Source organism: Pontibacter pudoricolor (assembly GCF_010092985.1).
Classification (GTDB): Bacteria; Bacteroidota; Bacteroidia; order Cytophagales; family Hymenobacteraceae; genus Pontibacter; species Pontibacter pudoricolor.
On the sequence record NZ_CP048106.1, the window covers coordinates 1,328,313 to 1,354,405 of the forward strand.

Annotated in this window: 20 protein-coding genes and 1 pseudogene; 8 read left to right on the forward strand and 13 right to left on the reverse strand. The window is 43.9% G+C overall.

Features of this window, described 5'->3' with window-relative positions; all coding sequences use genetic code 11:
• Positions 1–2: 2 nt before the first annotated feature.
• The 5 genes from GSQ66_RS05770 to GSQ66_RS05790 form a co-directional block, all read right to left on the reverse strand.
• Positions 3–404, reverse strand: coding sequence for a cytochrome C (locus GSQ66_RS05770; protein ID WP_162426589.1), 402 nt, complete (start codon positions 402–404; stop codon positions 3–5).
• A gap of 4 nt (positions 405–408) precedes the next feature.
• Complete coding sequence (locus tag GSQ66_RS05775; RefSeq protein WP_162426590.1) at positions 409–666, reverse strand: hypothetical protein; 258 nt, start codon at positions 664–666, stop codon at positions 409–411.
• A 14-nt stretch (positions 667–680) separates the two neighbouring features.
• Positions 681–926: a hexameric tyrosine-coordinated heme protein gene (locus tag GSQ66_RS05780; protein WP_162426591.1), complete on the reverse strand. Its 246-nt coding sequence runs from the start codon at positions 924–926 to the stop codon at positions 681–683.
• A 32-nt stretch (positions 927–958) separates the two neighbouring features.
• Positions 959–1,972 carry a cbb3-type cytochrome c oxidase subunit II gene (locus GSQ66_RS05785; protein WP_202923407.1) on the reverse strand — a complete coding sequence of 338 codons (1,014 nt, stop codon included), beginning with the start codon at positions 1,970–1,972 and terminating at the stop codon, positions 959–961.
• 65 nt (positions 1,973–2,037) lie between these two features.
• The gene (locus tag GSQ66_RS05790; protein WP_238395829.1) at positions 2,038–3,912 is read right to left on the reverse strand and encodes a cbb3-type cytochrome c oxidase subunit I; all 1,875 of its coding nucleotides are present in this window, start codon (positions 3,910–3,912) and stop codon (positions 2,038–2,040) included.
• A 432-nt stretch (positions 3,913–4,344) separates the two neighbouring features.
• On the opposite strand from GSQ66_RS05790, the gene GSQ66_RS05795 reads away from it, so the two are divergent.
• Together GSQ66_RS05795 and GSQ66_RS19210 are read left to right on the forward strand one after the other, a co-directional pair.
• The gene (locus tag GSQ66_RS05795) at positions 4,345–5,466 is read left to right on the forward strand and encodes a PQQ-dependent sugar dehydrogenase (RefSeq protein WP_162426592.1); all 1,122 of its coding nucleotides are present in this window, start codon (positions 4,345–4,347) and stop codon (positions 5,464–5,466) included.
• A 75-nt stretch (positions 5,467–5,541) separates the two neighbouring features.
• Positions 5,542–5,991 (forward strand): annotated as a pseudogene (locus tag GSQ66_RS19210) (heme NO-binding domain-containing protein).
• A 96-nt stretch (positions 5,992–6,087) separates the two neighbouring features.
• Here GSQ66_RS19210 and GSQ66_RS05810 read toward each other — a convergent pair.
• Positions 6,088–6,528, reverse strand: coding sequence for a hypothetical protein (locus tag GSQ66_RS05810; protein WP_162426595.1), 441 nt, complete (start codon positions 6,526–6,528; stop codon positions 6,088–6,090).
• Between the two features lie 627 nt (positions 6,529–7,155).
• On the opposite strand from GSQ66_RS05810, the gene GSQ66_RS05815 reads away from it, so the two are divergent.
• Positions 7,156–7,428, forward strand: coding sequence for a GAF domain-containing protein (locus tag GSQ66_RS05815; RefSeq protein WP_202923408.1), 273 nt, complete (start codon positions 7,156–7,158; stop codon positions 7,426–7,428).
• Positions 7,429–7,564: 136 nt separating this feature from the next.
• Here the strand turns inward: GSQ66_RS05815 and GSQ66_RS05820 are convergent, their stop codons facing one another.
• Complete coding sequence (locus tag GSQ66_RS05820) at positions 7,565–7,714, reverse strand: hypothetical protein (RefSeq protein ID WP_162426596.1); 150 nt, start codon at positions 7,712–7,714, stop codon at positions 7,565–7,567.
• A 568-nt stretch (positions 7,715–8,282) separates the two neighbouring features.
• Between GSQ66_RS05820 and GSQ66_RS05825 the strand changes: the two genes are divergently transcribed.
• Positions 8,283–9,497, forward strand: a complete 1,215-nt coding sequence (locus tag GSQ66_RS05825; protein WP_162426597.1) for a sensor histidine kinase — start codon at positions 8,283–8,285, stop codon at positions 9,495–9,497.
• 274 nt (positions 9,498–9,771) lie between these two features.
• Here the strand turns inward: GSQ66_RS05825 and GSQ66_RS05830 are convergent, their stop codons facing one another.
• Positions 9,772–10,044: a neutral zinc metallopeptidase gene (locus GSQ66_RS05830; protein WP_238395830.1), complete on the reverse strand. Its 273-nt coding sequence runs from the start codon at positions 10,042–10,044 to the stop codon at positions 9,772–9,774.
• A gap of 41 nt (positions 10,045–10,085) precedes the next feature.
• Positions 10,086–12,521, reverse strand: coding sequence for an outer membrane beta-barrel family protein (locus GSQ66_RS05835; protein WP_162426598.1), 2,436 nt, complete (start codon positions 12,519–12,521; stop codon positions 10,086–10,088).
• Positions 12,522–12,715: 194 nt separating this feature from the next.
• On the opposite strand from GSQ66_RS05835, the gene GSQ66_RS05840 reads away from it, so the two are divergent.
• Both GSQ66_RS05840 and GSQ66_RS05845 read left to right on the forward strand, forming a co-directional pair.
• Positions 12,716–13,879, forward strand: a complete 1,164-nt coding sequence (locus tag GSQ66_RS05840; RefSeq protein WP_162426599.1) for a sensor histidine kinase — start codon at positions 12,716–12,718, stop codon at positions 13,877–13,879.
• 1 nt (position 13,880) lies between these two features.
• Complete coding sequence (locus tag GSQ66_RS05845) at positions 13,881–14,609, forward strand: LytR/AlgR family response regulator transcription factor (RefSeq protein WP_162426600.1); 729 nt, start codon at positions 13,881–13,883, stop codon at positions 14,607–14,609.
• Positions 14,610–14,786: 177 nt separating this feature from the next.
• Here GSQ66_RS05845 and GSQ66_RS05850 read toward each other — a convergent pair whose 3' ends face one another.
• The 4 genes from GSQ66_RS05850 to GSQ66_RS19215 form a co-directional block, all read right to left on the reverse strand.
• Entirely contained in the window at positions 14,787–16,220 is a 1,434-nt protein-coding gene (locus GSQ66_RS05850) for a TolC family protein (RefSeq protein ID WP_162426601.1), read from the reverse strand.
• Positions 16,213–19,431, reverse strand: coding sequence for an efflux RND transporter permease subunit (locus tag GSQ66_RS05855; RefSeq protein ID WP_162426602.1), 3,219 nt, complete (start codon positions 19,429–19,431; stop codon positions 16,213–16,215). Before GSQ66_RS05855 ends, GSQ66_RS05850 begins: the two co-directional genes overlap by 8 nt.
• Before the next feature lie 26 nt (positions 19,432–19,457).
• On the reverse strand, positions 19,458–20,546 hold the full coding sequence (locus GSQ66_RS05860; RefSeq protein ID WP_162426603.1) for an efflux RND transporter periplasmic adaptor subunit: 1,089 nt from the start codon (positions 20,544–20,546) through the stop codon (positions 19,458–19,460).
• A gap of 1,385 nt (positions 20,547–21,931) precedes the next feature.
• A complete protein-coding gene (locus GSQ66_RS19215; protein WP_162426604.1) occupies positions 21,932–22,069 on the reverse strand; it encodes a transposase family protein in 138 nt (45 codons plus the stop codon).
• Between the two features lie 711 nt (positions 22,070–22,780).
• Here GSQ66_RS19215 and GSQ66_RS05870 point away from each other — a divergent pair.
• On the forward strand, positions 22,781–25,084 hold the full coding sequence (locus GSQ66_RS05870; protein ID WP_162426605.1) for a phytase: 2,304 nt from the start codon (positions 22,781–22,783) through the stop codon (positions 25,082–25,084).
• A gap of 578 nt (positions 25,085–25,662) precedes the next feature.
• A complete protein-coding gene (locus tag GSQ66_RS19220; RefSeq protein ID WP_202923410.1) occupies positions 25,663–25,821 on the forward strand; it encodes an SHOCT domain-containing protein in 159 nt (52 codons plus the stop codon).
• Positions 25,822–26,093: the final 272 nt, after the last annotated feature.

Here is a 26,093-nt window from a genome sequence, read left to right on the forward strand (position 1 = left end):
TCTTATATGGCAAATTGTGTGATCAGGTAATACATGGCCCAGCCGCCGAAAATGATGTGCAGAATCCAGACCCAGTTAGGAATGCTGCGCGGGGTTTCACTGCCTTCTATCAGGAACACTTTCTGATCGCCTTTGCCGTAAGCGCTTACCATGATGGGCAACACACCGTCTACTACTTCGTTCTCCGAAATGCCTTCCACGGTTATGTCCGGACCGTTGCGCACTACAAACGGAATTTTACGGATGCCTTCTTTACCGGACGGGTCTTTGCTGACGATACGCAGGATATGTTCTCCATCTACCAGTTTCCGGGTATCCAGCTCAAAGTTGATGGGCGATTTGAAGGAGCCGATGGGCTGCGGATCGTCGTCCACAAATATTATTACAGAACTTTTATCTTCCATTTTATCAGAAATCTAATACTGTTCTTTTGATATGGTCTTTGCTTTTTTCGCCGGGTTGTAACAGCCACTTGATGCTAAAAAACAGGCACAGCACTACAATCATCACTGTAGCCCAGACCAAGACATAGTCCCAATCGCTTTGCGGGCCTGCTCCGTGGCTGATGCCCTGCAGCACCTTTGGCTGCTGCTTCTCACAAACCGGGCAGGCAAAGGCTACCAGGCTCAATAGTGTCGCGAGTATAGTTAGCAGGAATGCTTTCATAGTTCAGTTCTTCGTTAGCCTTTTGTACGCCAGTAATTATTTGCCTGAGCAATCGTCTGAAATTCTACTGCAATCACATGCGCCGATGCGATCAACTGCCCTGTATCAGAAGCATATGCAGCACGCAGCTGCTGCCTGGTGGCGGCATCCGGCTGAATAGCGCCTATGGATTTCCGGGATAACTTTATGGCCAGTTGCCGTCCTTCAAAAGGAGTTGCCGTGATCAGACTTGGCATGTAATCTTCTTCCTGGTTTTGCATGTATATGTTCGTTATATATATTTTATGATTTCTTATTTCTTTGCTGTCTGTTTCAGGAGATCCATGATCTTCTGTACTTCTTCTACCGACACCTTACGTGCGTTGTTGCCCCAACTGGTACGCTCGTGGTTGATAATGGCAGCTACTTCAGCAGCTGACAGTTTCATATTCGTTCCGATAGCCGGCATGGACGCAAACTCCGCCCGGGCATCGTAGCCATTCATCACCACATCTATCAGCACTTCCGGGTTATCGTCCAGTACAATTTGGCTGCCTTTCAGCGGCGGGAACGCTCCTTTCAAACCTTCGCCATTGGCCTGGTGGCAACTCTGGCAATTGGCTGCATAAAGCGCTACACCGTCCAGTCCCAGGTCATCCACTCCGGCAGTGGCAGCTTTAAGCTTTTCTTCGCGCTTGTATAAAAATTCAGGTGCAACTATAGCTTCCGGTAGTTGGGCCTGCTTTAAAGATTGCAGGTAGGCTACCAGGTTCAGGGCATCTTGTGTTGCGACAATCCTGCCTTTCACACCCTTCCGGAAAACATCGGGCACAGGAATTTCCACATCGCCTTCTTCCAGTTCTGCCTTTTCTTCAAACAGCCACGGGTAGGCCGGCATAATTGACTCTGCTACCACTGCTCGCGGCTGGTACAGGTGTAGCAGATTCCATTCGGCACTGGGCTGGCGGTTGCCTATATCCGTAAGGTCAGGACCGGTGCGCTCGGTCCCCATCAGGGTGGCAGTATTGCGCCACAGGTCGGTGCGGTGCTCGCTGGCGTAATCGGCAGCAATGCTGGGGCGCTTGCCCCACATCTTATCCATATCCAGGTTACGCACCTGCTGCGTATGGCAGGCCACACAGCCGTTGGCCACATAGAGCGCCTTGCCAGCCAGAGCGGCATCACTCAGGACCTCCTCGGTTGGTAGCGGACTGTTGTTATTCTGATTGCTGATAGCCGGCATAATGGCCACCAGGATAGTAAGCAGCACGAATAAGCTGAGTGCCGACAGGTATAGTTTTCTGTAATCGTTAAAAAAGTCCATCATATGCTGTATGTGCTAAAAAGCAACGGTTAGAATTTTCATGTGCTTTGCCGATGTATAGACCACAATTATTCATTGCTGATATGTACTAGCTCCACTTCTTTAGAGCGTAAGTTTTTGATAGCCGTGTCGTTGATATTGACTGTTTTGCGTGGGTTTATCATGTTATACATATTATAGGCAAACACCAGATGCGATACCCACATCAGCGAGCCTCCAATGGCACGCCACAACCAGTAAGGCGCCATCATGGTCACACTCTCTATAAATGGCAACCCTTCTATCCACATCAACCCGCGCATGGTGCCGCCCCACATTAGCGGAACAGTATAAAACATCATCCCGATAAAGGCCATCCAGAAGTGTATGCCTACCGTAACCTGCGGTGGCTCCTGACGTGTAAGCCGCGGAACTATAGCATAGATCCCACCCCACAAAAAGAAGGCGATGATGCCGTACATAGTCAGATGCGAGTGCGCTACTGTAAAGTCTGTGAAGTGCCAGATCAGGTTGGTACTACGAAAGGCCTCTGCTGTACCCTGCAAGGACCCCGTAAAATAGAAGATGATACCTACGATAAAGAACGGCAGAGTATAACTGCCCGCCACTTTATGCCAGACGCCCCGAAAGGTCATCACAAAGTTGGTGGTGCCTGACACGACCGGGATGATCATACCGGCACTTCCCACGATCGCGACTGTTTGCAGCGACCAGGGTATAGCGCTGAATACAAAATGGTGTGTTCCGATGAGCGTATAAAAGAATATCTGCGACCAGAAAGCGAGTATCCCTAAACTATAGGAATAAATAGGCTTGTTGAGCTGCTGTGGCAAATAATAATAAACCAACCCGAGTGTAAAGAGCATAAACCACATGCCCACTCCCTGGTGCATGTAGTAACCCTGGATAATGGTTTCGCCGAGACCGTTCTGGAAATTAGGCACATAGGCAACTATAGATATCACGATAGCAAACATTACTGCTGCCACAATGTACCAGTTCGATACATAGATCTCTGTCGTTTTGCGGTTAGCTACTGTTTTCAGGTAATTGATAAGCGTGATGACAAGGCCGATGCCGAACAGCAACTGAATGGGCCAGATGTATTCTCGATACTCGCCGCCGCCATTATTGATACCCGCCATCAGCGCAATGGTACCCAGCACAACCGATGCATTGATAAGAATCAGCGTCCACCAGCCGGCTTTTAAACTATGGATCTGGATGTTACTGACCCTCGGCACGACGTAATAGCCCAGCCCAAGCATAGCCAGCGACGACCAGCCCCAGAACACCGCGTTGGTATGCACCGGGCGCAACCTTCCAAAGCTCAGCCAACTGACCTGATCCACATCTGGCGCAACAAACTTAATGCCCACATACTCCCCTACCGAAGTACCGAAGACCAACCAGAATGTAGCAGTGCCTAAAAACCAAAGGATGAGCCTTGAGAGTGCCGGGTCAATACCAGGTCGTACAATGGCTTTGCGCTTGGCTTCTATAAAGCGGATGTTGGCCTGTTCGTTTATACTGCTTAGCAGCCCTCTGGAATCTGCGGGGGAAAACGGACCGGCAAGTTCTTTGTTATTCAAGTGATAATCCTGGTGTTTCCTGTCATTTTGAAGGGCTTCCAGCTGGTCCACGTTCAGTGTTTTGAGATAGGCAGCGAAGCGAACGGCTTCTTCGGTGTCTTTTCTTTTCTGTATGTTCTTAAACAGGGCGTTGGCTTTTACCACGAGCAGGAAAAGGGCGGCTACAACCGGGATGAGCAGCAGGGTAATGGTAATGATGATGCCCGGCAAAGTGAATAAGTCGTCACCGGCGTCGTTCCCCGTTTGAGCGAATGCAGAAGTCGTTAAGAATTGAAGGAAAGTGAGCAGTAAAGGAAAAAGGAACTTAAAAAAATTTCGGGGGACTTTACTGTCATTTTTTTGTTTGGTCATGTCAGCAGGTTTTTAAGTTGCACGTGCCCAAATGTACGTACTAAATTTTATAAAGGACAAGTTTGTCCTTTATAAAATTTATAATGAATAACCACGTACCCATATCTAAATTGGTTTTTCTTTAAGCTCGAATTTTAAATGCATGGGGGTATTGCAGAAGAATGTAACCATTCGGGTATGCTGTCATCTAATGCACAGTGATAAATTAAAATGTAGGTAAACATGGCCCGGAAAGTAACTATAGCCAGCACACGGCAGCATTTAGAAGCAACTGCCTTGGGCAGTTACAACTCCATATTCATGCCCGCTGCAGCAGGAACTCACCTGCCCTTCTCCCTCGCCCGGGAATGGCCGGCCTTCCGCAGACTCATTTATCACAAGCTATACTTCTACCGGCACTCATTTGCAACACTTAAATAACCCTCTATACTTATGAAAAAACTCTTTTATTTACTCTGCATCAGCTTATTTTCAGCTGCCTGTACTGTTCAGGAACCATCTGTTCCAGTCAGCGTCCTCACCAAGGAAATGCCTGTAGTGCCTGTGCCGGATGCTGTAGCGGCAAAAGTACCACCAGGTTATAAGGCCGAAGTATTTATGCAGGACCTGAACTGGCCAACCAGCGTTGATTTTGACGAAAGCGGAAATGTATATGTTGCGGAAGCCGGCTATGTGTACGGCGACCCCTTTGCCCCGGCAAGGATATTTCGTATTTCGCCGGACGGGCAACTGAACCTGTTTGCTGATGGCTTCCTGGGACCAATTACCGATATTTTATGGCACCAGGGTACCTTATATGTTTCGCACAGGGGCAAGATCTCTTCTGTAAGCAGCAACGGCGCTGTCAAAGACCTGGTAACCGGGCTGCCCAGTTATGGCGACCATTTCAATAACCAGATGACTGTGGGGCCTGATGGTAAGCTATATTTCGGGCAGGGCGTGGCAACCAACTCCGGTGTGGTCGGACTCGACAATGCGTATCCTTATATCTGGCTCCTTCTATGGCCCAATGAACATGACATCCCGGCTAAAGACATAAAGCTAACCCGTGAAAGCTTCCTGACGCCACAGCCCAGCAATGTACTGGCCCGCCAGGGAAATCTGCTGACACTGGGAAGCAATGTGACCTATGCCGTTACCAGTATTTTTAACCGCAACCGGGAAACATCGCTGCTGGTACGTACACGTGGTTTTCAGCTGTTCGGGGAGCACACCCGCACAATTAAAGGCCAGATGAGAGCAAGTGGCACTATTCTCAGAATGAACACCGATGGCTCAGGCCTGGAAGTGTACGCCTGGGGACTGCGTAACCCGTTTGGTGTGATGTGGGGACCTGACGGACAACTATACGTGACCGACAATGGCTACGATGAAAGGGGAAGCCGGCCAATTGCAAACGCCAAAGACAACATTTACCAGATCAAACAGGATGGCTGGTATGGCTACTCGGACTATTCCAGTAGCCTTCCGGTAACAGATCCGCAATTCCGCTCCGAGCGTGGCCCGAAGCTCAAGTTCCTGATGGCCGAACATCCCGAAGTTAAAAAAAAATAGCTCACGCGCCCTGAAAATGCAGCTTCCACGAAATTCGATTTCAGCACCCATGATCATAGCACTTGGGTAAAACTATTGGAAGAAGCTGGCGTAGAGCATACACCTTATCAAATGCATGAGATGTATCCCACACACGAAATTTTTACCATTGTTAACAGGCTGGCTCAATTAACCGATCAATCTGATTTTACATTACAGGTGCAATACGGGGAGTTCATCGTGCCTGACCTGATGCTGGTCTATGGCAAATACATCCAGCCAGAGTGACGTACTTACGATATGCTTTTGAACTCGGAAGAAGCCATGCGTGGTGCTGTAAGAAAGAAGACAACAGGACCAATCCTCCTAAACTACTTGTTACCAAGAAAGGTGAAAAAACAGTTGATCATTGATTACTATTCTAAACGTAGAATGGCTGGTGTTGCGTTGGGTATAGTGAAAGGGATTGCTAGGTATTTTGATGAAAGCGATTCTGTGGACATCATGCAGCTTACACCTATGGATGCCGAACGAGTGCAGATATAAGTTGAATTTTTGGCTTAAAATGGTTTTAAAGCAGCTTTAAGCATAGCTTCGCAAACGAAAAACTTTAAGCTTTACCTATACACTTGATGCAATCAGTTAGCCATACATCTCGTTTTGTTCTGTGCTGTTCTGATCTTCTTGTAACAGCCATGCTTTGGCATCTTCGTAATTTTTGAATTCACTAAAGAGAAAAGGGAGACCGCTGATGTCTAATTTTTCTTTCATCGAATCAGAACTCATTTGGCTGAACACATCTTCCGATTGAACTCGTGCCATCTTCTCGATACCAGTAGCAACAGGCATGAACCTTGGAAACCATTCATTGGCTGCCCACTCCTGATCATCCATCCGCACTACGCGAGCCAGACGATAGTCGCCCATCCAAAACTTGACCTCATACTTTCTGGCTGCTTCTAAATAATGCTCAAGACCATCCCTATACCCGTTGCTTGAAGCAAAGCCCAACCAGCATGTTTCTACCATCTTAAGTTCTGGATAGTAATAGATCTCTACAAATTCAGTTTTATAAAAAAGCATAAAGTAGTCTTTAAAATTGCACTAATTTGCTTCAGTTGTAACGGCAAAAGAGTAGTACAAGGTTTGCGAAATATTGATTTACTTCTTTTAATTTCAGGTACTTCCGCTAAAATAGTACACCAAGCGTTACAAATGCTAAGAAACTTTAAAAAAAGTAAACATCTTATTTATAAAATATTAAATATACCTCCCGATATGAAAATTGTGGGCAGCCCTAAAAGGGGACAGCATTACCAGCAGCTTGCGCGCTTCTACTTGCTTTTGAACACTACAAATACAAAGTGCTTGCTGTATAAGCAGATCTTCTTTTAGGGCTTCCGGCTGCCTTGCTTTAATTTGCTGGTAATACGCCTGTCTGCTGTAACCAAACAATAAACAAAGCACTCTAACTACCGTACTTTGCTCGACTCTTGAGGATTGCCTGGTAGCAGAGTTTGTTAGGATGGGGCTCCCAAGCTCCTTTTCAGCTATAAGGATCGCCTCCTGCTGTGCCTGTTTGATAGCCCTTATCACCTTAGTTAATAATGACAGGATTTGGTCCAAGTCGCAGATTGGACTCGACGGCGTGACGCAAATTAACAGAGTTGCAGGCCTTTGCGCTTCAGCTATTTTTCAAACGATGTTTACTTGGTAGAAAACGCAATTGAAGATCCGCGCACTCTTGCCAATCCGCTTGTATGTGGTGAATTTGGTTTGCGTTTTTATGCCGCAGCTCCCCTATGCATACAAGATGGATATAACTTAGGTACTTTGTGCATCATCGACAAAAACCAACGCTACATCAATAGAGAGCAAGCTGAAATGCTGCATGTGCTCGCTGGCGTTGTAATGGATGAAATGGAACTACGGTTAGCTGCACGCAAAGCAAGCAGCGAATTGCGGAACTGGATGAAGAACTAAAAACACTCAGAAGCACTTAATTTATCTAACCCAGTTACTCGTTTCGTCAAAAAGCAGAAAGGCTGAATGTTGAAGCAGATAAACATATCATTCCGTAGAATGGCGAAGTTATAACATTATAAATCTGAAAAGTTGATCAGTACTTCAGAAACTTCTTAAAAGCAGCAAAATCCTGGTGGAAATGGTCCGATAATTCTATCCAGTGGTCTACCATATTAAAAAAGCCGCTCCGCATAAAATGGAGCTGCTTTTTTGGTTCGATAAATTTCACCTTCAGTACGGCCATACGTATTCTAGCCTCTTCATTTTTAGTAAAACATTCTAATTAGTGGCCTTTTCACTCTAATAGCAGCATTACTTTATAAGCTGCTAGAAAGTTAAATGTAGTGCTTACGTATTACTAAAATTCTACCCTATAATGCGTTCTAAACATTCATGTATTCGTCGTCAGGATTTTTCTATAGTTTCTGATTCTCTAGTTTTAAATGTTGTTGCTTTGTCTATATTATCAGTCATAATTTCCTATTTGGGATAATAGGCATTGGTGAGATGATATATACTTTTGACTGGAATTTACCTAACTCTTTTCTTATTCCACGGTTGCAAATAAACAGCCATTATTTGCACAAAAGGCTCCCGCCTATGCTCCGCCTAAAATAGCTTTTCAGTAGCATAGTTCTTACTTCGACTGCCTTTAAAAGCGTGTATTGCAACTTATTAACCATTACTCCATTCCTAAAAAATGAAAGATTTAAATATTTCCTTCAGTTTCGGCTATTTTCACCTAAATTAGGGGATTAGAGAGAAAGCTAAGAATTTAAAGTCCGTTGTAAATTATCTTTACAACTCCCCGTATGATTGATAGTAATGACAAGTTATTTAAAGATTTAGAAGCCGTAAGGCAGATTCCGATTGTTCCGACCATGCTTGAGGTTATCTGCCAAATAACAGGTATGGGGTTTGCAGCCATTGCACGGGTAACACATGATAGATGGCTGGCATGCAGTGTCCGGGACGAAGTGGAGTTCGGTTTAAAAGAGGGTGGTGAGCTTAAAATAGAAACAACCCTTTGCAACGAGATAAGAGATAGCCGAAAAGCTATTGTTATTGATAACGTTGAAGAAGACCCATTGTATAAACACCACCATACGCCCCAAATGTATGGCCTTCAGAGTTATATTTCAATTCCGATAATCCTGAAAGACGGAACGTTTTTCGGCACCTTGTGCGCCATTGATTCCAAACCTGCTAAGGTCAACAATGCAAAGGTCATCAATACATTTAACCTTTTTGCTGAGTTACTGTCTTTCCACCTGCAGAGCCTTAATTTGTTAGAGCGCAGCTATACTACAAATGTTGAGCTGAATCAACAAAATAAGCTGCTGACCAGCGCCAACTTCGATCTTGACAATTTTGTTTACACAGCGTCTCACGATTTGAAATCGCCCGTCGCCAACATAGAAGGTTTACTTGAAATCCTTAGTGAATCAGTTGAACAAGAAACAATTGACAAAGAAGAAATCAAGCAAGTAACACAGCTAATGAAGTCTTCTCTGAAGCGTTTTACTACTACCATCAACGATCTGACGACAATTGTAAGTACTGATCAGAACAGAGATGACCATGTATATGAAGAGATAGATTTTTGCGAACTGGTAGAAAGCGTAAAGCAGGACCTATATGCCCAGATAGATGAATCTGGTGCTCACATAAAAGTAGTTTGCGGTGAGAGTATTTCGCTGAATTTTTCAAAAAAGAATTTCAAGAGCATACTGTACAACCTGATTAACAACGCCATCAAATACAGGTCACCTGAAAGAACTCCGGATGTATTGGTGATGCTGGAAAAGAGTGATGACAGCATGCTGCTCACTGTTTCTGATAACGGAATAGGGATTCCTGCTGACAAACAGGATAAAATTTTCACAATGTTTAAGCGCTTTCATGACCATGTGGAAGGAAGTGGCATTGGCCTTTACATTGTAAAGAGATTAGTTGATAATGCAGCAGGCAAAGTAGAAGTGAGCAGCAAAGTAAATGTAGGAACAACTATCAGGATTACATTATAAGAACCCGTCATCACACGCTACTACTGGTAGCTATCTTCGAAGCTCACCTACGGCTAAGTACCGAAGTCTCAATATTTCGTAACTAGGTACCACCGCATCTCCTGGAAGATAGTTACTCATTCTGCTTAGTTTCTGCCTTTAAATACAAATCCAAAGCACTTAAATCCAGGTGGATAAGGTTCGATAATTCCATCCTTTGGTCTACTTATCGAACTATCAAGGTAAGCAGTTATTATTACTCCCCAAAATCTATAATATATTTCGATATTTTCTTCTAAAAAGGCATATCCCCCTTCTCGTTATTGCTGATGCACTTTAACTGTGAGGTATTAAAGGTATCGCCCTGTGACACATCACCTGTCTCAATGCATTTTATAGACCGGCCGGCTCTTTGGGCAGAAGTACCGTATTTGAAGGAGTCCGGCGCCACTCTTCCGGCAGCTTGCTTTAGAAGAAGGTCATCACCGATGGCACTTGCTGCATTAAGAGCCTCTTCCAGGTTGCAGAGTTCCATAAAGCCTGTTGTTTTTGGGGTATGATACGCCAACTCATTACTATAGAAATCAGCCTGTAGCTTTATAGTTAGGACTACTTACCACCTACTCTGTTTACTTCATCCAGGTTTACACTTCTCTTGCCTAACTTAAACTCATTCCCTTTATTGAAGCGGTAACGCAGGTTGATCTTAAAGCTTTGGGTTCCTCTGTATTGGTCTGCCACAATTTTATTGCCGTCTATGTTTATAGTTCCCGCCACTCTCCTGGTTTTAAAGATATCTGTCAAACCTAAGCTTACGTCCAGTTTATCATCCATAAAAGAGCGCTTCAGGGCAGCATCAATTCCCCAATTGGCATCTACATGATATAAGCCGTATGCCATTGGTCCCTGGTAGCCTGCACTTACCTCTAACTTTACATCCTTTGGCATTTGAACAGCGTGGTTTGACTGTAGCATAAAGGTGAATTGTTGGTTGGCCTGAAGCTGTTGATCCAGTGCTTTTGTGAACTTCTGATACAGAACTGTAGCTGTGTTATTCATTTGCCACACTGGCAAAACTTGCACCGGAACTATAAATGTTGCGTTAAAACTCTTCGTATCTTCCACGTTCTGCTGCTGGAAGTAAGTGGTTTTATCTGCTGCATTTTGCTGTGGTATTTCTGTTATAAAGTCCTTCGTTACTGCATAGCCTACTATTATATTATAGCGTTGGCTTATAGTTTGCGTTACGCTAAAAGCGTTGGTGTACTGCGGCTTTAAGTAAGGATTGCCAACTACCCAGGAGTAAGGGTCGATGTAAAATATGAAAGGATTCAGGGCGCTATACTGTGGTCTGTTAACGCGGCGGCTGTAGGAATAGCTTACCTGGTAGTTATCATTAACCGAATGCTGCACAAACAGCGTTGGGAACAGATCAAGATAGTCTCTGTTTGTTTTTTGCCTCATCGTAATGGAGTTACCTTCTGCAAACGTCTGCTCGGCACGGAGCCCTGCCTGTATGCTAAGCTTACTACTAATGGCAGTGGAAAAAGAAGCGTAGGCTGCCAGGATGTTCTCTTCATAAATAAAGTGGTTGCTGCGCTTATCATCCGGTTGCATTTCACCGTCCATCTCTCCATAAAACTTCAGTTCATTGTCAGAGATCACTCGGCTCGCTTTCGCACCTAACTCCAGTTTGCCTGCCTTGCCTATAGTTTTAGAAAGATCTGTTTTTGCCGCGTAGATATCGTAATTATTGGGGTTGTCATACTTCAGCCTGTAAATAGAAACACCAGCAGGTATACCTAGACTATCTAAACGATTCACGAAGGTAGCATTGCTCTGGCTGTAGAGCCTCACATAATCAAAGTCCGCAGATAGTGTAGTGCCCAGCGTATCCACTTTGCCCAGGTAGTGCAGGTTAAAAGCGCTGTTCATATTGTCAGATCTTCCATTGTTCAGCGCATTTATCAACAGGTCGTTTTCAGGATTGCCATCTTCCAGTTTTGCCAATGTTCTGATCTGATTTCTGGTGTTATAGACTGACATATCGGCCAGAAAACCAATGCTGTGGTGCTGGTTAAGATCAACATCAGAACCTACTCTAAGGGTGGGTACTGTCCTTGTTCCTTCCTCTCTCAGGTTTTGGTTAAGGCCACTATCCTCTTGCCCCTGGAAAGTACGCTGCATGTTGTTTGTCCTGAAAGTAGCTCGCTCGGCGAAATCAAAGCCGGCAAAAGAATTCCATAAGCCTTTTTTATAGTTTACTTCAGCACCAGCAGTGTAGCCGTTCAGTTCGTTGTATTGGTAGCCCGCATGCAGGCTGCCATTCAGGCCTGTATCTTTATGCTTCTTCAGATTAATGTTAATGATGCCTGACGCACCTTCTGCATCATACTTTGCAGATGGGTTGGTTATGATCTCCAGCTCTTTGATGTTGTCGCCGGACATGTTTTGAAGAAGGTTCTGCAGCTCTTTCCCGTTAATGTGAACAAGTTTATTATTGATCATAACTTTTACGCCTGCTTTGCCATTCAGCTTCAGTTCGCCATTCTGATCGATCCAGACACCCGGTGAATTTGATAAAACATCATAAGCAGAGCTTCCGCCAGCCAAGGCAGTTCCTTCCACGTTTACCACTATTTTATCGGCATAAGCAACTATAGCCGGGCGCATGCCCTGCACCACTACCTCTTGCAATACCTGTGCATTCTCTTTTAAAGTCGTGCTTCCGAAGTCTTTTGTAAAACTGTCTCCGGTAACTTCAAATGGCTCAGAGTTTACCTGCACATAACCCAGAAAATTGAAGCGTAGGAAGTATGTTCCTTTAGCCGGCGATTTGATCTGGTACCTGCCTTCGGCATCTGCAGTAGTGCCGTTAATAACCGCGGAGTTAGCAGCTTCTAACAGCGCTACATTGGCAAAACCCACCGGCTGACCCTGCTCATCTTTTACAGCGCCTGTTAAAAAGCCATTTACCTGGCTAAAGCCTGCCTGTGGTAAAACAGTTAGCAGCAGCAGGATGATGATGTGTTGTAAGTTTTTCATTTTCATTAAGTTTTATTTGTCCTGAAATCAATTAGTTGATTCAAAGATGTAGCATCATTAAAAGGATAGAAACCTGTTTCTGATGAAGCGGGACATGAGCCTGATGAAATGGGATATGGACTTGATGAAGTGGAAAGCTTATGGAATGAAATGGCGGTTTAAAGCGGCTTAGTCTTAACTATAGCAACTATAGCATGCGGCCATCCCTGAATCTTCTGCTTGTTTTTAAGCAGCAAATAGATTTATTTCGATGCGAAAATGTGCCGTACTATAGTCCCTCCCGGTGGCAGCTTTCTGACCTTTATAACGAGATACGCATGAACTATAAACCCTTTCTGAAACAGGTCGTTACTGCTGCCCTTACAACAGTGCTTTTATATTATGCGCTGGTATTTGTGCACCTGGGTACTATCTGGCTTTTTAACACAGGTGTGCTGGTAGAACTGGCAGTAGCGTTCTTCTTTCTGCTGGCTATTTTCGTGTCTAACAGTTTTATTTCCAAAGCCTTTACCACCGGTCCATTCAGCCGAATCTCCGGCAACTGGAAAGCCATATTAGAAGGCATTATGGTGGTAACCAGCAGTGTTACCCTTTGCTTCCTGGTTTACTATCTTCCCTACAGAGTAATTTACTTCGCCGCTGATGCAGAGCTAAGCCTGTTGCCGGAACGGGTGCGCCTGGCCTATGTTATCAGTAGTGTGGCCGCGTTGTTCTTTTATTATTTTGTAGAGCGTGAGCGGAACATGAAGCAGCTGCAAAAAGAACATTTACGCGCTGAGCAATTGCAGAAAGAAAACTTCCGGGCGCAGCTGGAGGCCCTGAAGAATCAGGTAAATCCGCACTTCCTTTTCAATAGCCTGAACGTACTCAACTCACTTATCTATGTTGATCCGGACAAAGCCGCAACATTTCTAAGTCAGATGTCGGAAGTATACCGTGCGCTGCTTGATAGTGGTGATAAGCCGCTTGTACCGCTCGGAAAAGAACTGGAATTAGCCAAAGCTTATATCTACCTCATGCAAACCCGGTTTGGCGACAATGTGCAGTTTAAGGTAGAGGTACCACCAGCATACCTGCACTTGCAGTTACCTCCTACGTCGTTGCAGATGCTGCTGGAAAATGCCATAAAACACAATGGCTCTACCACAAATAAACCACTGCACATCTCCGTGTTTGTAAAAGATGCTAAGCTGGTAGTTGAAAACAACCTCCAACCCCGCCTTGAAGAAGTAGTCTCTACTAAAGTTGGCTTACAGAACATCAGCAGCAGGTATACATATTTTACTGATGAGAAAGTGGAAGTGGCGCAAAATGAGCAGTCTTTTATAGTAGCTTTACCTTTACTTGATGTAGCCTGACATGAAAGTAGTTATAGTTGAGGATGAGCAACTGGCAGCCGATGCTTTGGCTGTTATTGTAAAGAGGCTACGGCCCCAGACTGAAATTCTATCCAAGATCGGATCTGTGGAAGAGGCTGTACAATGGTTTAACCTGTACCAGGCACCAGACCTGATCTTTTGCGACATTCATCTCTCGGATGGTAACAGTTTTGAGATATTCAGGCAGGTAACTATAAACTGCCCGGTCATCTTCACGACGGCCTATAACCAGTATGCCATCGAAGCTTTTAAGGTAAACAGTATAGATTACCTGCTAAAACCGATTAAGCCAGAAGATGTGGCACTTGCTTTAAAAAAGTATGAAAGCCAGCAACGCCCTGTACCTCAGGATATGAGCCAGCTACAGCAGGTAAAATCCAGGTTCCTGGTAAAACAGGGACAGGTTATCAAAACCATTCCCGTAGAAGATGTATCCTACTTCTGGGCAGAAGATGGCGTTGTGTTTCTGTTTACCAGGCAAGGCAAACGGTTCATTATCAACTATACCTTAGACCAGCTGGAAGAGCAACTTGATAAAACTGTTTATTTCCGGGCGAACAGGCAGCTTATTGTGCACATCCATGCGGTGCAGGAAGTCCACTCTTATTTTAAGGGAAGGCTAACGCTGCAGTTACATCCGGCATTAGACAAAGAGGTTATCATCAGCAGGAGTAAAGCCTCAGAATTCAAACTATGGCTGGATATGTAATTAGATAAAAGTCTCTCCTCTTATGGAAAAGGGACTCACTATTTTTTATTCTTTTCACATTAGATATTAATATTATAGACCAATTCAGAAGTAGCGTAAAAGCAAAAAGCCATTCCGCAACGTGCAAAATGGCTTTTCAAATTAAACAGCTAATATTTTTTCTCAGCAATTAATCAATCAATTCCAACCGCCACCTAATGCTTGGTACATTTCCACATGGGCATTTAGTTGCTGCATTTTGGTTTCTATCAACTCAAACTTCGACTCTAGTGCTTCGCGTTGTGTCAACAGTACCTCCATGTAATCAGCTCTTGCTGATTTGAATAGTTCATTTGAAATATCAATTGACTGTGTAAGAGCCTGTACCTGCTGTGCTTTCAAATTATAGCTTTTCTCCAGGTTACTGATATTAGACAGCTGGTTTGAGACCTCGATGTAAGCGTTTAACACCGTACGTTCGTAGTTGTAAACAGCTTGCAATTGCTTTGCACTTGCTCCATAGTATGTTACTTTTATCGCAGTCCTATTTATCAGCGGAGCAGTCAGGTCTCCAGCCAAGGAATAAAGCAACGACTCCGGTGTTTTAAGTAAATACGATGGATCGAAAGCCTGTATGCCTATACCAGCGGTTATACCTAACGAAGGATAGAAATTAGCTTTAGCCACTTCTACGTCCAGTTTAGCAGCAGCCAGTTCTAGTTCTGCCTGCTTTATATCTGGGCGATTTTCTAACAGCTGTGCCGGCATGCCGGCTTGCATAGTTGCAAGCTCTAACTTACTGAAATCCTGAGAACTTCTAACTATAGGCTGTGGATAACGACCTATCAAAAAGTTAATCCTATTCTCCGTTTCGGTTATCTTTTGCTTTATACTATACTGCAAACTTTTAATACTTAGCACTTGGGCTTCAAAGCGGCGTACGGCCAGTTCGTTCACTTTGGCAGCTTCCTTCTGAGCCTTTACTATACCTAGCACATTGGTCTGTATCTCGATGTTCTGATGCACAATAGCCAGCTGGTTATCCAGCGCCAGTAATTCGTAATAAGAATTAGCCACCTCGGCAACCAGGTTCGTCACCATAAAATTCTTCCCTTCCACAGAAGACAGGTACCGCATTACGGCTGCTTTTTTAGCATTGCGCAGTTTATGCCAGATATCAACCTCCCACTTCGCATAAGCGCCTACCAGGAAATCCGGAAGTGGTTCCGGCATTTCTTTTTCGCGGTCGATATTGGTGTTGGCTTCCATGGCGCCAATGTTGGTATACCTGGCTACCTTATCCAGGCCAGCGCCGGTTTTCAGGCCAACGGACGGCAAATACTCCCCTTTTCTGGCTCTTACTTCACTCTGGGCAATCTGGATCTCCTGCAACGTAATGTTCAGTTCCTGGTTATTCTGCAGTGCCGTGTTGATCAGCGCGCTCAGGTTAGGATCCGTAAAATATTCCTGCCACCTCGTTTTTGCCGTATTGGTGGTATCCTGCGAGGTGTTATAACTCGCAGGTACCGCCGTGCTGGCTGATTTTTGAACCACTGCCGGCAAACTGCAGGCCGTAAAGGATAAGGAAACGAAAGCTACCCCTACCCATTTTGATATATTCATTCTACACATGGTTTTCAGTTTCTTCTATAAGGGCTCTTTCTTTAATGTGAGGAACATCCTCCGTAACATAAACATAATCTTCCGTTAGCGGCGTTTCATGTTCATCCCGGATCAGGTGACGACCGTCTGCCATTTTAGCGAAGATGTAGTACAAGCCAGGTATGACAACAACCCCGAAAATGGTACCGAACAACATACCCCCCAGCGCAGAGGCACCAATGGTCCGGTTACCGATAGCGCCTGCACCCGTAGCCACGATAAGCGGAATCAAACCGGCAACAAAGGCAAACGATGTCATCAGGATAGGACGGAAACGAACTTTGGCGCCTTCGATAGCCGCTTCAAGTATCGTATATCCCTGCAGGCGTTTCTGAACAGCAAATTCCACGATCAGAACGGCATTTTTACCCAACAAACCAACCAGCATGATCATACCTACCTGGGCATAAATGTTATTCTCCAGGCCCATCAGTTTAAGGAGTAAGAACGAGCCAAAAATTCCCACAGGCAGGGACAGCACCACGGCAAAAGGAATGATAAAGCTCTCGTACTGGGCTGCCAACACGAAGTATACAAACAGGAGTACAACTATAAATACATACAGCGACTCATTACCACGAATAGACTCGTCATAAGAAAGGCCTTCCCAGGCAATGTCATAGCCTTTAGGCAGTGTTTGAGCGGCTACTTCCTGCACGGCTTTTATGGCATCTGCAGTAGTATAGCCTTTGGCCGGAAGGCCTTGTATTGCTGCTGAATTGTACAGGTTAAAGCGCGTAACTTCGTTAGGTCCCTGTGTCTTCTTCAGCTTCATAAAGGCCGAGTAAGGTACCATTTCGCCAGCTTCATTTTTAACCGCAAGATTTAACACATCAGACGGCATCCTTCTATACTTCGGATCGGACTGCACATATACTTTGAAGAACTGGTTGAACTTGATAAAGCCCTGTTCATAGGTACTACCGATCATGATGTTCAGGTTCTCCATCGCCTTGCCAATAGATACCCCTTTCTGCATCGCCAGGTTGTTGTCGATCTCCAGTTCATACTGCGGATAATTGGCAGCAAAGAAGGTAAACAAGCCGGTCAGCTCTTTACGCTTGGCCAGGTTATCCATGAACTCTTTGTTGATCTTATCAAATTCGTGGTAATCAGTATCGGAGTTTTTGTCCAGCAAACGCATCGAAAAACCACCTGAAGAACCAAAACCCGGAATTGCCGGTGGCTCGAAGAACTCAACTACAGCACCCAGTCCTTTCGACTTCTCTTCCAGTTCTTCCATTATCTCCTTCACGGTATGCTCGCGATCAGACCAGGGCTTCAGGTTGATAAGACACGTACCGGCATTTGAACCGCGACCTTCCGTCATGATCTCGTAACCAGCCAATGAGGAAACCGATTCCACACCTTCGATTTCTGTACAGATCTTCTGCAGCTTCTGAGATACCTTGTTGGTAGTTTCCAGAGTTGAGCCCGGAGGCGTTTGAACTATAGCATAGATGGTACCCTGGTCTTCGTTCGGAATGAAGCCTGCCGGAAGCATTTTGTTTTGGAAGAAGATACCAACACAGAAAGTCAGCAAAATTCCCCACGTCAGCGTTCTGCGGCTTACAATAGCACGTAACAATCCAACATACTTGCCGGTCAGTTTTTCGAACCCACTGTTAAAACCATCCAACGCTTTCGTTAACGGGTTTTTCTTCTTCGGTTTTCCGTGGTTATTCTTCAGCAACATGGCGCACAGCACCGGGGTTAGCGTAAGAGCAATTACGGCCGAGATCACGATAGAGCTGGCCATAGTAATAGAGAACTGCCGGTAGAAAATACCCACCGGACCTGTCATAAACAGTAGTGGAATGAACACCGCTGTCATTACCAATGTGATAGCGATGATGGCACCACCAATCTCACGAAGTACTTCTATAGTTGCCTTGTAAGGCGAAAGGTTGGTTTCTTCCATTTTGGCGTGCACCGCTTCCACTACAACTATAGCGTTATCCACCACAATACCAATGGCCAGTACCAGCGCGAACAAAGTAATCAGGTTGATGGAAAGCCCGAATAGCTGAATCACAAAGAACGTCCCTACCAGCGAAACCGGTACGGCAAGTATAGGAATAAGCGTAGACCGCCAGTCGCCGAGGAAAATGAAAACAACCAGTGCAACAAGTATAAACGCGTCTCTCAACGTATGAAGTACCTGATCGATGGAAGCATCCAGGAACTGAGAAACGTCATAGCTGATCTTGTAATCCACTCCCGGAGGAAAGGATTGTTTCATGACATCCAGCCTGGCTTTTACGTCTGCAATTACATCGCTGGCGTTACTGCCATAGTTCTGTTTTAAAACGATAGCTGCCGAAGGCTGGCCATTCAGGTTAGAGTAAATGTCAAAGAATTCACTACCCAGTTCTACCGTAGCAATGTCTTTGAGGTGTATACTTTCGCCTTCAGCATTTGCCCGGATAATGATTCCTTCGTACTCTACTGGTTTGTTATAACGGCCTTTGTAGGTAAGCACATATTCCAGAGACTGGGCTGCTATACCAGAGCTTTGGCCTAACCTGCCGGGGCGGCCGATTATACTTTGCTCCGCCAGAGCCTCCATCACTTCTTCTACCGAGATGTTATAAGCACGCATACGGTCCGGGTTCAGCCATACACGCATGGCGTATCTGCGGCTACCCAGTATCTGCGCCCTGGCCACGCCTTTGATCCTTTGTATCTCCGGGATCATTTTAACGGTGGCATAGTTGAACAGGAACTTCTCGTCAATGCTCTTTTCTTTCGAATAAAGGTTGACATACATCAACATACTAGGCTGAACAGGGGTAATAACAACACCTTCCCGTTGCACCAATTCGGGCAGGAGCGGCATTACCTGGTCTACCCTGGTTTTTACCCTAACAACGGCATCGTTAGGGTCTGTACCTGGCTCGAAAATGATACGCAGCGTAGCTTCACCGGCACTGGTAGCATCAGAGGCTATATAACGCATCCCTTCCACACCGTTAATGGCCTGCTCCAATGTAATTAAAGTGGAGTTAACCAGTACATCGGCACTGGCGCCCGGGTAAGCAATAAAAATGTTTACCGTGGTGGGCGCAATATCCGGGAACTGGGAAATAGGTAGCTTTTTGATAGCCAGGCCACCTATAAAAACTATCACGACCGATATTATGATAGCAAATACAGGTCTGTGTATAAATTTACTAAACATGTCTTCTGCTTTTAGGGGATAATAATTTATTCCGCATATAATTCCAGATCAGAAATAACTTTACCAGGCTCCACGAATTTGGAATGGATCTTTTCGTTTTCACGTACCAGGCGCAGGCCTTCCAGCAGGATCTTATCATTCTCCGCCAAACCGTTCTGCACCACATAAATGTGTGGCATTTCTGCGCCCACAGCTATTTCTCTTGACCTGATCACATTGTTCTTATCCACCACATAGACATACTTTTTATCAAGTACTTCGAAGGTGGCTTTTTGCGGAATCAGGAGGGCATTTTTAAGTGGGATACTCATGCGCACATTACCTGTTTCGCCATGTCGTAATAGCCCGTCCGGGTTAGGGAAAGTAGCTCTGAACGCGATGTTACCTGTTTCATTGTTGAAATTGGCTTCGATGGTTTCCACCACTCCCGGGTACTTGAACAGCTGGTTATTGGCCATCAACAGGTTTACCTTTACATCCTCTTCCTTCTTCTCATTAGCCTGGTAGTCCAGGTATTCCGCTTCCGGCACGTTGTAGTAAACCCACATTTTGCTGTTGTCAGATAGTTCGGTCAGTAGTTCGCCTTCATCTACAAGGCTACCAAGTCGAACATGGAAACGGTCGATGATACCATCAAATGGAGCCCTGATCTCGGTGAACTGCAAATGAACATTAGCCAGGGCTACGTCCGCTTTTGCTTTGTCCAGCTTTGCTTTAGCCATCGCCAGCTCATTGGGGGCAACTATATTTCTGTCTGCAAGCGATTTGGTGTTCTGGTATTCGATCTTTGCAAAGTTGGCCTCTGCCTGTGCTTTCTGCAGTTCCGCTTCGTACAGGTTTGGCATGATCTGGAACAGCAGCTGTCCTTTTTTTACAAACTGACCTTCGTCTACATAGATCATCTGCAGGTAGCCTTTCTCCTGCGCCCTAAGTTCTATGTGTCGAATGGAGTGGATCTGGCTCACGTAATCATCCGTAATGGTGGTGTCCATTTTTACCGGACTGCTTACCAGGAACGCTGTTTCATGTTCCTTTTTCTCTTCTCCGTGTGATGATGTACAACTTGTTTGGCACACCAGAGCGTACATGCCGATAAGCATGAGAATTCTCTTCATGATAGATTATTAATAAGATTGGTGAATAAAATTTTAATGGTCTGCGCAGGACATGGTGTATTGCTATGAAAGCAACTACCTACACGTACTGCATATGAATTTACCGGGGAGGGCTACAGAGCAGGGAAGCAAAAGCGTTACGAACTATTCAGGAATAAACCCCGAATAGAAACTGTATTGCAACAACTATTCACAAGTATAAAGCAAGACAGCTTAGCTCGCCTGTTACTGCAGTATGCCCGAACCCGGAAATAAAAACTTTGAATTTGGTGCTTAAGAAAGCGGGAATTTATAGTTACCGGCGGCCCAGAGGCAGGCGCACGAAAGTATAGGCAACTGAAAAGAGGAAACTATAGTCTGAAATTTTGATGCAGGATATAAGCTGCGAGTTCTTTATCCTTTATAGAGGAGCTATAGTGTACCAGGAAGTGCTTGTTAAGCAACTTAAAGTCCCGGATATAACTATAGTAATTATAATTAGTAAGGTGGCTTAAATCAGGAAAAAGGAATTCATCGTTCTCAGAATCATCTTTTTTAACCTGAACTACCCGTAAATCAACTGTAGATTTTTTTAGACTATGCTGTCTTTGCGAGCGTGCTTGTACTGGAAGGCCTTCATTGTTAGCTTGTGCTATTACCGATACTACTATAGCGTAACCGCCTGTTAAATTAAAACAGGTTACGATAATTAGCAGTATGAATAATATTCGCTTCACAATTCCAGATTTTCAAGCACAAAATTAATTGTAAATTTACTAGGTATGCTTATTTCCCTGTAAATTATTTTTTAGCGCAGCAAAAATAGGAGTCTATACTTCGTATAGTTATATGTTTAACTGTAGATAAGGCTTAAAAAGTAGTTTCAATAAGCGCTAGAAAAGCCGCCAAATCCCTGTGCAAATGGTTCGATAATTCCATCCTTTGGTCTACATAGTAAAGCTTAAAAACCCGCTTATTTCATCAAATAAGCAGGTTCTTTGTTTTCAAAGTAACAGAAAGATAACAAAAAGTATATTTAGCATTGTTACTCTTATCCTTTTCGAACTATGACTTAAATAAATGAAGAGCATACTTATTATGCTTTTCATTTCGTACAAAAAGAATATCCTATAACTAATAATCCCTCTACCACAATAGAGGGATTATTAGTTATAGGAAGTATTAACTTATTACAAGTTTAGGAATGTGTCGGCACTTTTTTTATACTCACATTTGGTTGTTTATACACTTTCCTGGACTTGCAACAAAAAACCGGACAAAAGGTTAGGCAGCTAAATATTTGATGTTTAATAGTTGTTCTATTTGTATGGGAGTACGGTAGTCCAGGTTTGAGTGGAGTCTTTCCCTGTTATAGAAGACTTCCATGTATCCGAAGATCGCTCTTGCTACTGTCCTCTGATCTTCAGGTTCTTAAAGAAGCTTTCGACCACGGCATTGTCCCAACTGTTGGTGCTGAGGCTCCTGCTGAGTTCTACGGCCATCAGTTTGAACGATTTGTCAGGCTTTCTTCGCTCTTGTGACATAATCTAAAGTTAACAATTTCTCACTTAACTATATGTCCGGGTTAAGGCAGCAACTCTAGTCATGTAATACCCAAAATTTACTCGATCAAATTTACTCCATCCCCAGCAAACCTGTAGGGTAAGGAATCTCCTATTGTTTTATTGATTTGTTGAAGAAGCTGATTTACTTGCTTACCAAGCCAAATTTATCACTGACAGTATTTATACCTTTGTTAGCAAAAAATACTTCAGTAGAATAAACATAATTCTCTGTACATCTTATACTATAAGTAGTCCAGACCCAATTTATGTTCCTCTATAACACAGGAATATGACCTGCAAAAGAGTTACCATTAACTCTTAACTCCTCTAATTCTATCATTGTAACTTAACCTGTAGCCATTTAAAACTGATATGCAGGAACTACTCCACAGCAAACTATAGCTACGATGTGTAACAGATACCCTTTCTAAACACCTGTAAAGTTCCTAACGCTCTTGTGCTGATAATAGACTTAGAGCTTGTGTGCGCCAAAAGTTTATGCAGAGGGCAAATGACATCCTATAGTTTAGTAACCCTATTCTAAAAAAGATTCTTGTACAGAATCAGAAATATTGAAGGTATAGTCTAAAAGTTTCCTTTATGTTAAGCCCCATCCCTAATAAGAGTAAAATTCAGCAGCTTTTTCACTATTTAGCCATCAGTCACTCTTTAGTGATTTTGTGTCTTTGTATGCAGGCAAATGGCCAGAGCGTTATAAATCCAAAATTCGTAACAAAGCCTGTAAAATACGATTCTGATGACCCTGCCATTTGGGTAAATAAACAAAATCCTTCAGAAAGCCTGGTAATTGGTACAGACAAGGGCTCTGATACAGATGGCGCACTCTATGTGTATGATTTGACTGGTAAGACAAAAACCGTCATCAGAAATTTAAAGCACCCTAATAATGTAGATGTAGCATATGGAATGATTTTACAGGGCAAGAGTAAAGACTTAGTTGTTACAACAGAACGGAAAAGCCGAAAACTCAGAGTATTTTCTGCTCCAGACATGAATCCTATAGATAAAGGAGGAATCGCTTTGTTTGCCGGGGAAACTGGATCAGGAAGTGAACCTATGGGTATCGCTTTGTATGAAAGGGCATCAGATCGTAAAATCTACGCTATAGTCAGCCGAAAATCAGGGCCAACAAATGGCACTTACTTATGGCAGTATTTACTGGAAGACGATGGATCGGGAAATGTTAAAGGTACACTGGTAAGAAGGTTCGGTAACTATAGCGGGACCCAGGAAATAGAATCAGTTGCTATAGATGATGAGCTCGGGTATGTATACTGTTCTGATGAACGAAGAGGAGTTAGAAAATACTACGCTGACCCGGAGAAAGGAAATAAGGAACTTGCGCTTTTTGCGAACAAAGGGTTTGCTCGTGACCAGGAAGGCATTTCTATCTATAAAATAGATGATGGCACAGGCTATATACTTGTTTCAGATCAGGGAGCAGACGAGTTTCATATTTATAGCCGGGAAGGCACGGCCACAAACCCGCACAGCCACAAATTACTAAAAGTTGTAAAGGTAAGAGCAGATGCAAGCGATGGTTCAGAAATGATAAACTATAATTTGTCCCCCCAGTTTCCAAAAGGCTTATTCGTTGCAATGTCTACTGATAAAACATTTCACTTTTATAGATGGGAGGATATTGCAGGAACAAGTTTAAAAATTCGGCCCTCCAATATTAGAAATATAAAGGCACCCGTTTTAGCTGCACCTCTACATAGGGCAACAAGGGTTTCAACAGCTCCAAAATTAACCTGGGTAGCTTCGGAGGGGGCAGGTTCCTATCATGTACAAGTCGCAGCTGCGTCTGATTTTAAAAGTATAATTTATGAGCAGGGCGGTCTTACGAAAACAACCCTCCCGATAAAAGGCTTAACGGAGGGGAAAACATATTTCTGGCGTGTAAGAGCTTTAAATGGAATTAATAACAGTAGTTGGTCTGTAAGCTGGAGCTTTACAACTATAGATAAAACAGCACCAAGGGTCTATAGTATAAACCGTCAGTCCCCGATCTCCGAAATAACCGGAGCAAAAACGGTCAGCTTCAGAGCTACGTTTTCGGAAGTGGTAACTAATGTGGGTGTTACCGATTTTATACCTGTATTCAAGGACAATGTTACCGGAAATATAGTTTCCGTTTCAGCAGTTGGCGCAAGCAGAACCTTATACGATATAACTATCGCTAACATTACGGGTAAAGGAACTATACGCCTGGATTTAAAAAATACAGAAACGGGAATAGCTGATGCAGCAGGCAATAGTATTAGTTCTGGTTTCAGTTCTGGCCAGTTGTATCGTATACAGCCAGTTCCACCAACTATAACTATAAACTCTCCTACAAACAATATATCTTTTACAGCTCCGGCAACTATAACATTAAAAGCTACAGCTTCCGATTCTGATGGCGCAGTAGCTAAAGTGGAATTCTTTAGCGGGGCTATAAAGCTGGGCGAAGATGTGACTTCACCTTATAGTTATACCTGGAATAATGTAGGAGCAGGCAAGTATACTGTATCAACTATAGCCACCGATAATTCAGGACTGAGATCCACTTCAAAGGCCATTTCAATTACTGTTTTAACAAGCATTACCTATCAATTGACTAACCGTATTGCAGGTTCTGCAGGTGATAGTGTGGTTCATGTAAACGAAAATTCCTCTACTTCAATTGCAACTCCCGATAAATCACTTACAGAGCCTGAGGAACAAGATCTGGAATTATATTCTTATCCCAATCCTTTTGTAGAAAAAGTTAAAATCAGCTTTACTTCCGCAGAATCACAGCCGTTGAGTCTGTTTATATATGATATGAAAGGCAGATTGGTTACTACCCTATTCCAAGGCCAGGTGGATGAAAAAACAAGTTATACTTTTGAATGGGCTCCTAACCTGGAACATGCATCAGGAATATATATACTTAAACTGCAGGCTAGCAACTATAGTCAAAACAGGAAAATTGTGCTTAATAAGTAGACCTCAATAACTTTTGCAGCAAAAATAACATGGTAATTTAAATCCTGCTGTACCAAATAGGGTAGATTTTCACAAGCCTTCAAGCATATGGCTGACTACACACCTTGATCAGGTTTTTAAAAAGAAATTACATTTTAGGGAGCTGTTTGGTGCAGGTGGCCTTGGCTGGCAGGGTGTTTACTATCATTTTCCCAAATGGGCAGCAGACGGCAGCCTCAGGCGGGTATGGGTGGAGCTGTTGCGGGAAAAGCGCTTGCTGCTCTGCCTGTTTTCCGTACAGCTTGACGGCAGCCAGAGGGTGTGCAGAAACGGTGGGGAGTGCATTGGCTACCAAGCCAGGAAAGCCGCCAAAACCTGCAACAGCCTGTTTCTCTCGAACGATAGGGGCACGTTGCCGGCCTGTTCCTGGCTCGACAGCTTTAAGGCACAACTGATCAGGTTCGAGACAAAAGCCAGCAACTGGATGGCTCTCCATTTCCTGACTTTGACAGGGCTGTTTATCAGAAAAATAAAAAATCAGAGAAACCCTAAACGGGTTCCTGGATAAACTACTTGAAGCTAAGATAGATGCGCCGGTTGTGAAAACAACACCAAAAACACAACCTAGGTCTGCTACTAAAGCTACCTCTGGTGGTTCTATAGAGAATGAACTGAAAAAGTTAAAATCACTACTTGATGAAGGAGCCATCACGCAGCAGGAATATGAAATAGCCAAAAAGAAGGTTTTAAATCAGTAGCTCTGAGTCACGGACCCTACTTTATGATACCTTAATTTGGCAGGGTGGCTAAGTCCTTCTGAAAACAGTTAAATAATTCAATCTTCTGGTTTACTTAGAAAGAAAAGGCGATCTGACAATCGCCTTTTCTTTTTCTCTCCCAAAACTGATACCTATGACTCTCTGATTAACCTTTAGCACCCTTTTTACCCGAAAAAATATCTTACAGGCTATCAGCGGAAGAATCCCCCACACGCAAAAAAAGAATTAGATCCAGTATAGAGGAAGCAAGA

Excerpts from the sequence above, each read along its gene's own strand:
- GSQ66_RS05855 (WP_162426602.1), bottom strand. The coding sequence starts at position 19,431 with ATGTTTAGTAAATTTATACACAGACCTGTATTTGCTATCATAATATCG.
- GSQ66_RS05870 (WP_162426605.1), top strand. The coding sequence starts at position 22,781 with ATGCAGGCAAATGGCCAGAGCGTTATAAATCCAAAATTCGTAACAAAG.
- GSQ66_RS05840 (WP_162426599.1), top strand. The coding sequence starts at position 12,716 with ATGCGGCCATCCCTGAATCTTCTGCTTGTTTTTAAGCAGCAAATAGAT.
- GSQ66_RS05820 (WP_162426596.1), bottom strand. The coding sequence starts at position 7,714 with ATGGCCGTACTGAAGGTGAAATTTATCGAACCAAAAAAGCAGCTCCAT.
- GSQ66_RS05860 (WP_162426603.1), bottom strand. The coding sequence starts at position 20,546 with ATGAAGAGAATTCTCATGCTTATCGGCATGTACGCTCTGGTGTGCCAA.
- GSQ66_RS05795 (WP_162426592.1), top strand. The coding sequence starts at position 4,345 with ATGAAAAAACTCTTTTATTTACTCTGCATCAGCTTATTTTCAGCTGCC.
- GSQ66_RS05785 (WP_202923407.1), bottom strand. The coding sequence starts at position 1,972 with ATGATGGACTTTTTTAACGATTACAGAAAACTATACCTGTCGGCACTC.
- GSQ66_RS05775 (WP_162426590.1), bottom strand. The coding sequence starts at position 666 with ATGAAAGCATTCCTGCTAACTATACTCGCGACACTATTGAGCCTGGTA.
- GSQ66_RS05790 (WP_238395829.1), bottom strand. The coding sequence starts at position 3,912 with ATGACCAAACAAAAAAATGACAGTAAAGTCCCCCGAAATTTTTTTAAG.
- GSQ66_RS05770 (WP_162426589.1), bottom strand. The coding sequence starts at position 404 with ATGGAAGATAAAAGTTCTGTAATAATATTTGTGGACGACGATCCGCAG.
- GSQ66_RS05845 (WP_162426600.1), top strand. The coding sequence starts at position 13,881 with ATGAAAGTAGTTATAGTTGAGGATGAGCAACTGGCAGCCGATGCTTTG.
- GSQ66_RS05780 (WP_162426591.1), bottom strand. The coding sequence starts at position 926 with ATGCAAAACCAGGAAGAAGATTACATGCCAAGTCTGATCACGGCAACT.
- GSQ66_RS05825 (WP_162426597.1), top strand. The coding sequence starts at position 8,283 with ATGATTGATAGTAATGACAAGTTATTTAAAGATTTAGAAGCCGTAAGG.
- GSQ66_RS19215 (WP_162426604.1), bottom strand. The coding sequence starts at position 22,069 with ATGTCACAAGAGCGAAGAAAGCCTGACAAATCGTTCAAACTGATGGCC.
- GSQ66_RS05835 (WP_162426598.1), bottom strand. The coding sequence starts at position 12,521 with ATGAAAAACTTACAACACATCATCATCCTGCTGCTGCTAACTGTTTTA.
- GSQ66_RS05810 (WP_162426595.1), bottom strand. The coding sequence starts at position 6,528 with ATGCTTTTTTATAAAACTGAATTTGTAGAGATCTATTACTATCCAGAA.
- GSQ66_RS05850 (WP_162426601.1), bottom strand. The coding sequence starts at position 16,220 with ATGTGTAGAATGAATATATCAAAATGGGTAGGGGTAGCTTTCGTTTCC.